Genomic DNA, 7709 nt, shown 5'->3' with positions numbered 1-7709 from the left:
CGTGAACACGCTGGTGGATCATCCCGTGTTCGGCACGGGGGCCGTGGTCGAGCTGCTTCCCCCTGACAAGATGGACGTCATGTTCAAGGAAGGCGTGAAGCGTCTGCGCTGCGTCTGCGAATGAAATTTGTGACCGGAAAATTCATTTTTTTGCTTGCATCTGGAAGCCAATCAGGCAACACTCTGAATACAGGACTTTCCATGGAGGCGCCATGTTTGTCTTTGCGAATCTTGTGACGACTGTTGCCGGGCTTCTGAGCCTGGTCATCAATCTTTATATTTTCGTCATTATCGTGGCGGCTTTTCTCTCATGGGTGAAGCCTGATCCGTATAATGCGATAGTCCGCACGCTGAGGGCGCTGACGGAGCCGGTATTCTACCGTATCCGCAAGACGTTCCCCTTCGTGATGATCAGCGGGATAGACCTTTCGCCGATTGTGGCTCTGGTCGCCCTGCAACTGCTGAACGGCGTGGTCGTGCAGTCCCTGCTTCAGCTCGGACAGCGTCTGGCCGGCGTATGAATTAAGAGGAGGCCGGTCTGCCGGCTTGTTCCTGCCACCCCAACACAATGGAGTCTGTGCCATGGAAGAACGTGATCTCAAGATTGTGGAACAGTACGGCGATACTGATCCTGAACTGAAGGCTCTCTGGGAAGAACATATGCTGTATGAAAAGCAGCTCGCCAAGTTTGAAGGCAAGAGCTATCTTACTCCCAGCGAAGAGCAGGAAGTGAAGACTCTCAAGAAGCAGAAGCTGGACGGCAAGACACGCCTGGACGCTGCTCTCGACAAATATAGGAAGTAACTCCGCGTTCCCTGTCGTGTCGTCGGCAGGGTCGTTTCATTTTGGGGCCGGGGAAAGGGCAACTTTTCCCCGGCGCGCGACGGTCGCGCGTGTTTGCGCGGCGACCGTTTTTTTGTGTTTCAGGCCAGGGTCATGGTTTGCCGTTCCATGCCGCGGCCGGATTTCCGGATATTCTCCTTACACAGGTACAAAAGAGAAAATGGCAAACGTACGATCCACCTATACGGACAGTGTTAATTTTTATGGGCAGGAAGACCCCCGTGAACTGGTCTCCCGCTTTGGTTCCCCCCTGTATGTTTACAACGAAAACATACTGCGCGAGCGCTGCCGCGATCTTCTCGGCCTTTCGTCGCTCCCCGGCTTTCGCGTGAACTATTCCGCCAAGGCCAACACCAATCCTGCGCTTCTTCGCATCATCCGTTCCGAGGGCTGCGTGGTGGACGCCATGAGCCCCGGTGAGCTGCACATCAACGCGCTTGCCGGATTCACGCCCGAGGAAATCACCTACGTGTGCAACAACGTGAGCGCCGAGGAACTCAAGAACGCCGCCGATCACGGCTGCGTGGTGAGCGTGGATTCCCTCGCTCAGCTGGAACTTTTCGGCGAAGTCTGCCCCGGCGGACGCGTGATGGTGCGCTTCAATCCCGGCATCGGCGCGGGCCACAGCGAAAAGGTGGTGACCGGCGGCAAGAAGACCAAGTTCGGCGTTGACCCCGACATGCTGCCCCAGGTGCAGGACATCGTGGCTCGTCACGAACTTCGCCTCGTGGGCGTGAATCAGCACATCGGCTCCCTGTTCATGGAGGCCGGTCCCTACATCGACGCCATGAAGATTCTGCTTGCCATGGCGGAAAAGCTGCTCAAGCTCGGCTACCCTCTGGAAATCATCGACTTCGGCGGCGGCTTCGGCATGCCCTACCACAAGTACGAAGGGCAGAGCCGCATGGACATGAAGGCGCTTTCCGAAGCCATTCACGGCTGCCTCTCGGAATGGGCCGAGTCCACGGGCTATCAGGGCCGCTTCTTCATCGAACCCGGCCGCTATGTGGTGGCCGAATGCGGCGTGGTGCTCGGCACCGTTCACGCCACCAAGAACAACGGTCCGCATCTTTTTGCCGGCACCGACATCGGCTTCACCGTGCTTGCGCGCCCCATGCTGTACGACGCCTTCCACGATGTGGAAATCTATCGTGAAAACGGCGCGCCCGACACGGAAAACGTGGAGCAGACCATTGTGGGCAACATCTGCGAATCCGGCGACATTCTCGCCAAGGATCGTCAGCTGCCGCTCATCAAGCAGGGCGACGTCATCGCCATGCTCGACGCCGGCGCCTACGGCTGGGTCATGGCTTCCACCTATAATCAGCGCATGCGTCCGGCGGAAGTGCTCATCGGCGCGGACGGCAAGGCCCGTCTCATCCGCCGCCGGGAAACGCTGGAGGATCTGACCTCTACGCTGGTGCTGGACTAAACTGTTCTGTGTCCGGCAGTTCTCTGCCGGACTGTCGGCCGGGAACGAATGTTTCTCCTCAAAGGGAGAAGTCGTTCCCGGCTTTTTTGTCCGCACGGACTCGGGAAAGGGCTGCGCCTTTTCGCAGCGGCGCAACGATCGTCGGGCGCTGCGACGGCGATCCGACAGGCGTCCGGGACGGATGCCGGTTTGCGCGAAGGCCGCGTGGAGGCTCGCGGGTCGTCGCTGTTCATGAACGTGGTTCATCATGAATCATGAGCCTGGAGCAGCGTCCCTCATGCAAGCAGCTCCGCATCACGGCGTGAGAATGCGCAGAGGCAGGCGTCGGGCCTTGGGCGGCGTGGAGCTTCCTCTGCCGGGGCGGGCCGGGGCTCTGAAGTCGGCACGGATCCAGACTTCGGAGCCTGCGCGAGGCCGCGCATGTTGAAGGTGGAGTACGCCCGGAAGCCTCTTCTTCGAGCGCGCCGCGGGGAAAAAGGGGGCTGCGTAGTCTTCGGCTGCTCGGCGCCTCCCGCATCGGTTGCCCCGGCATGCATGGCTCCGCAGAACGTGAAAAGTGCAGGCCTGTCTTTCTTCAACACCTCTGCCGCAGCGGGCCATTGCCCTCTTGCCAGCAAAAAAAATTCAGTTATCTTCTGTCCATGTCCGCATTGTTCCGTTTTTGTTCCGCCGTCCGATCCGGCGAGTGGTTGCGCGATGTGCCGTTCCGCACCATCTGGGGACTTGTCTGGCCTCAGATGATGATGCTTCTTTGCAGCATCATCGTGAACCTTACCGACATCTGGGCCGCCGGCCGCATTTCTTCCGACGTGCAGGCCGCCGTGGGACTGGCCTTTCAGATTCAGGTTTTTCTCATGGTGTTCGGCTGGGCGCTCGGCGCGGGAGGCATGGCCGCGGTCAGTCAGTCCATGGGCGCGGGGCACTGGCGGCGGGCGCAGAATTATGTGGGGCTGGTGCTGTGCAGCTGCGTGGCGGTCGCCGTGCTGCTCGCTCTTCTTACCGGCGCGTTTCGCGGCCCGGTACTCGCGCTGCTGCAGACGCCCGACTCCCTCAGGCCCGCGACGGAGTACATGGTGGGCGTCATGCTGGCCGGGCTTCCCTCCTTCTACGTCATGCAGGTGGGCGGAACGCTGTTTCGCGCGGCAAGGCAGGTCATTGCGCCGCTTATCGTGGCGGTGGCCACCTGCCTGCTCAACGTGTTCGGCGATCTGTGCTTCGGCCTCGGATGGCTGGGCTTTCCGGCCTTCGGCATGGCGGGCATAGCGTGGGCCACCTTCAGCGCCAACACGCTGGCGGCCGTGCTCACCCTGATTTTTCTGAAAAAGGGCGGACTCATCGTGCATCATGTGCTGCCGCCCCTGCGCTGGCTCAGACTCGGCGCGCCGTATCTTTTTCGGGTGGCCGTTCCGGCCTGCGGCAACAGTCTGCTCTGGCACATGGGCTATCTTGTCATGTACGGCATCACGGCTTCGCTGCCCGACGGCGTGGAGGCTCTCGCCGGCCTCACCGCCGGCAACCGCATTGAATCGCTGCTGTACATGCCCGCCAACGCCTTCATGGTTACGGCGTCCATTCTCGTGGGCAATGCCCTCGGCGCCGGCGACAGGCAGGGGGCAAAGCACATCGGCATCGTGCTGTTTTTGATTTCCGGCATTTCCATGAGCTCCGTGGCGGCCTGCATGTGGCCCTTCATTCCCGATCTTGCGGCGTTTTTTTCGTCCGAGGCCGCCGTGCGCACGCAGATCATCAACTATCTGTTCTTCAACGTGCTGGTGGTTCCCTTCACGGTGTCGGGCATGGTGCTCCACGGCGTCATGAACGGCGCGGGGGCCACGGTGTATCCGCTGGTGGTCAATACGGCCAGCATCTGGCTCATCCGTCTGCCTTTCGGATGGGGCCTGTCCCACATCGTGTTTCATGACGCCTGCGGGGTGTACATGGCCATGTTTTTGTCCATGTCCATCCAGACCTCGGTCATGGTGTGGGTGTTTTTCTGCAAGGACTGGGCGCGTTTTTCCATGAACGCGCATTTTTCCCAATCCAAACATAAGGAGAAGGCATGAACCTTCCTTCCGGTTTTGTTCCGGTAACGCTTGATCTGTACGACGACTATCGTCGTTATTTTGACCTGACGCCGCAGCCTACGGCCGATCTGACCTTTACCAATCTCTGGGGCTGGGCGGAATATTTCGGACTGGGACTTTCCTTCCGCGACGGGCTCTGCTGGATCTGCCAGACCAGGCCCGATTTCCGCTACTGGGCCCCGGTGGGTGACTGGCAGGCCGCCGACTGGGACGCGCAGCCGGAAATTCGCGCCGGCGTGGAACTTTTCCGCGTGCCGGAGCAGCTTGTCGGCGTGCTGAGCGACAGGTTCGGAGCCCGGACGAGAGCCGTGGAGGATCGCGGTCAGTGGGAATACCTCTACAATCGCGACGAACTGGCAGAACTGCCCGGGGCGAAGTTCCACAAGAAGAAGACGCACGTCAACGGCTATCGCCGCCGCTACGGCGAGGACTATCGCGCGCTCGGCGACGCTTCCAATCCCGACGGCATCGAACACGTGCTGCGTCTGCAGGAAGAGTGGTGCAAGTGGCGCGACTGTGAAAACAGTCCTTCGCTTCAGGCCGAGAACGACGCCATTTTCCGCGTGGTGGGCAACTGGAACCGTCTGCCGGGCCTTGTCGGCGGCGCGCTCTACGTGGAAGACAAGATAGGCGCGTTTGCCGTGGGCGAGAAGGTGGGCGACATGATGGTCGTTCACTTTGAAAAGGTGCAGGCGGAGCTCAAGGGCGTCTATCAGGCCATCAATCAGGCCTTCGCGAGCCGGTCCGCACAGGGCGTTTCCCTCATAAACCGGGAGCAGGATATGGACGAACCCGGTCTGCGTCAGGCGAAGGAAACCTATAACCCCGTGGGCTTTTTGAAGAAAAGTCGGCTTGTCATAGCTGCGGATGCGGAGTAGTATCAACTGCGCCAACGGAAGCGGCGATGATTGCTGTTTTTTGGCTTCCTTTTACATAACCTTCTGATCTTTTCGGATGAGCATTATGAAAGTCGTTACGAGATTTGCTCCCAGCCCCACCGGTCATCTGCATATCGGCGGCGGCCGGACCGCCATTTTCTGCTGGCTGCTTGCCCGCCATTACGGCGGCGAGTTCCGCCTGCGCATTGAGGATACCGACGCAACGCGTTCCAAACAGGAATATACCGATTCCATTCTTGCCTCCATGAAGTGGCTCGGCCTGGACTGGGACGGTGATCTCACCTATCAGAGCAAGCGTCTTGACATTTACAACGCCTACATCGACAAGCTGCTCGAAACCGGTCACGCCTACTGGTGCGACTGCACGCCCGAAGAAGTGGAAGCCATGCGCGAAGTGGCCCGCGCCAGAGGCGAAAAGCCCCGCTACAACGGCAAGTGCCGCGACCGCGGCCTGACCGCCGGACCCGGCCGGGTGGTGCGCCTGCGCGTGCCGGACGAAGGCCGCATCGTGTTCAACGACATGGTGAAGGGCACCATTTCCGTGGACGTTTCCGAGCTCGACGACATGGTGCTGCGCCGCACCGACGGCATGCCCACCTACAACCTCGCCGTGGTGGTGGACGACCACGACATGGGCGTGACGCACGTGCTGCGCGGCGACGACCACGTTTCCAACACGCCCAAGCAGATTCTTCTGTACAACGCGCTCGGCTTCGAGGTTCCCACCTTCGGCCACGTGCCCATGATCTGCGGCCCCGACCATCAGAAGCTGTCCAAGCGTCACGGCGCCCGCGCGGTCATCGAATACGAGCAGGACGGTCTGCTGCCTCAGGCGCTGGTGAATTATCTGGTGCGCCTCGGCTGGTCGCACGGCGATCAGGAAATCTTCTCCCTCAAGGAACTCGTGGAACTGTTCGACGGCAACAACCTGAACAGCTCTCCCGCGGCCTTTGATCCGGAAAAGCTGAAGTGGCTCAACGCGCACTACATGCGCAACACGCCGCTTCCCCAGCTGGCCGCCATGGTGCGCCCGTTCCTTGAAAAGCTGGGCTACGACGAGCCCGTGGAGAAGATTGAGGCGCTTCTGCCCATGTACATCGAGCGCGCCTCCGATCTCGCGGCCCTGGCTCAGGCCCTGACCATCTACTTCAAGCCCGCCGAAGAGCTGGTGATTGAAGACAAGGCCATGAAGGCCCTGAACGAAGACGGCAAGCATCAGCTCACCGTGCTGCACGACATGATTGCCGCCATGCCCGAATTCAACGGCGAGGCGCTGGACAAGCTGCTTCATGAATACGTGGAAAAGGGCGGTCTCAAGTTCAAGCAGGTGGGCCCGCCCCTGCGCTCCGCGCTCACCGGCCTGGCCGGCGGCCCGTCCGTGCATGACGTCATGGCGGCCCTCGGCAGGGAAGAAAGCCTGAAGCGCATCGAACGCGCGGCAAAGTAATCCGTACGGATGGAAGTGCTTCGGCATTTCCATCCGTTTTTTGCCTTTCTCGGCGCGTGGCGGGTATTTTGGGAAAAGAGGCAGGGCAGCCGAAAAGGCCTCGCTTCTTCGAGCCCGCGCAGAAGCGCGGGACTTCCGGCGTCTTCAATGGCCCGCCGGAGAAAAGCCGGAGAGGCTTCCCCTGCTCTGGTCGGATTCTCCGTTCCGGGGAGAAAGTCCATGCTCTGGGGCGAGAGCTCAGGTTTTGAGCCGGTGCCCGGCCTTTTCCGGGAAAATATCGCCGTGCAGGACAGCCGCCGCTTCTGCGGCGCAGGCCCCGGAGGCTCCGGCAGGCAAAAAGCGTTTGCGCCGGGCCCGGAAGCGAGTTTGCACCGCCCGGAAGAAAAAAAGATTCATTTTCGTTCATCCCGCTCCGTCCGCGCTCTGGACGGGACCGGATGAAGATTTATTTAATACAGGTACGGCTTTTGCTCCGCAAGTCGGAGCGCGTCGCCGACAGCGCCCGGGCGCAGAGTTCGGGAGCGTCAACCACAGTCCGCAACACGGGAGAAACCCATGCAGTTGTATAATTCCATGACTCGCCGCAAGGAGAACTTCGAGCCCCGCCAGGCCGGCAGGGTGGGCATGTATGCCTGCGGCATTACGGCCTATGATCTCAGCCATATCGGCCATGCCCGTTCCGCGGTGGTGTTCGATGTGCTGAATCGCTATCTGCGCTATCTCGGCTACGACGTGACCTTCGTGCGCAACTTTACCGACGTGGACGACAAAATCATTGCCCGCGCCAACCGCGAAGGCAAGACCAGCGCGGAAATCGCCGAAACCTACATTGCCGCCTTCCATGAGGACATGGATCGCCTCAACGTGCGCCGCGCCGACATTGAACCGCGCGCCACCGAATACATCGGCGAGATGCAGAATCTGATTCAGAAGCTCATCGATGGCGGACACGCCTATGCCGTGCCCTCGGGCGACGTGTATTTCCGCGTGCGCTCCTTCCCCGG

The 7709-nt window shown here is 60.6% G+C and carries 7 protein-coding genes; all 7 read left to right on the top strand.

Annotated elements, in window-relative coordinates; translation table 11 throughout:
* Positions 1-212: 212 nt before the first annotated feature.
* A complete protein-coding gene (locus ACZM96_RS05050; protein WP_294485935.1) occupies positions 213-521 on the top strand; it encodes a YggT family protein in 309 nt (102 codons plus the stop codon).
* Positions 522-582: 61 nt separating this feature from the next.
* Positions 583-804, top strand: coding sequence for a DUF465 domain-containing protein (locus ACZM96_RS05045; protein WP_489487757.1), 222 nt, complete (start codon positions 583-585; stop codon positions 802-804).
* 199 nt (positions 805-1003) lie between these two features.
* The gene (gene lysA, locus ACZM96_RS05040) at positions 1004-2275 is read left to right on the top strand and encodes a diaminopimelate decarboxylase (protein WP_489487756.1); all 1272 of its coding nucleotides are present in this window, start codon (positions 1004-1006) and stop codon (positions 2273-2275) included.
* A 698-nt stretch (positions 2276-2973) separates the two neighbouring features.
* Positions 2974-4338, top strand: coding sequence for an MATE family efflux transporter (locus tag ACZM96_RS05035; RefSeq protein WP_489487769.1), 1365 nt, complete (start codon positions 2974-2976; stop codon positions 4336-4338).
* A complete protein-coding gene (locus ACZM96_RS05030; RefSeq protein ID WP_489487755.1) occupies positions 4335-5237 on the top strand; it encodes a DUF2156 domain-containing protein in 903 nt (300 codons plus the stop codon). The genes ACZM96_RS05035 and ACZM96_RS05030 overlap by 4 nt, the downstream gene beginning before the upstream one ends.
* A gap of 82 nt (positions 5238-5319) precedes the next feature.
* Complete coding sequence (gene gltX / locus ACZM96_RS05025; protein ID WP_294486119.1) at positions 5320-6705, top strand: glutamate--tRNA ligase; 1386 nt, start codon at positions 5320-5322, stop codon at positions 6703-6705.
* A gap of 555 nt (positions 6706-7260) precedes the next feature.
* The coding region (locus tag ACZM96_RS05020) for a class I tRNA ligase family protein (protein ID WP_489487754.1) at positions 7261-7709 on the top strand (449 nt) is incomplete at its 3' end.

The organism is Mailhella sp. (assembly GCF_057866825.1).
The sequence above is the reverse complement of the archived record's forward strand: the minus strand, read 5'-3'. Positions and strand labels throughout refer to the sequence as shown.

Excerpts from the sequence above, each read along its gene's own strand:
- ACZM96_RS05050 (WP_294485935.1), top strand. The coding sequence starts at position 213 with ATGTTTGTCTTTGCGAATCTTGTGACGACTGTTGCCGGGCTTCTGAGC.
- ACZM96_RS05045 (WP_489487757.1), top strand. The coding sequence starts at position 583 with ATGGAAGAACGTGATCTCAAGATTGTGGAACAGTACGGCGATACTGAT.
- lysA (WP_489487756.1), top strand. The coding sequence starts at position 1,004 with ATGGCAAACGTACGATCCACCTATACGGACAGTGTTAATTTTTATGGG.
- ACZM96_RS05030 (WP_489487755.1), top strand. The coding sequence starts at position 4,335 with ATGAACCTTCCTTCCGGTTTTGTTCCGGTAACGCTTGATCTGTACGAC.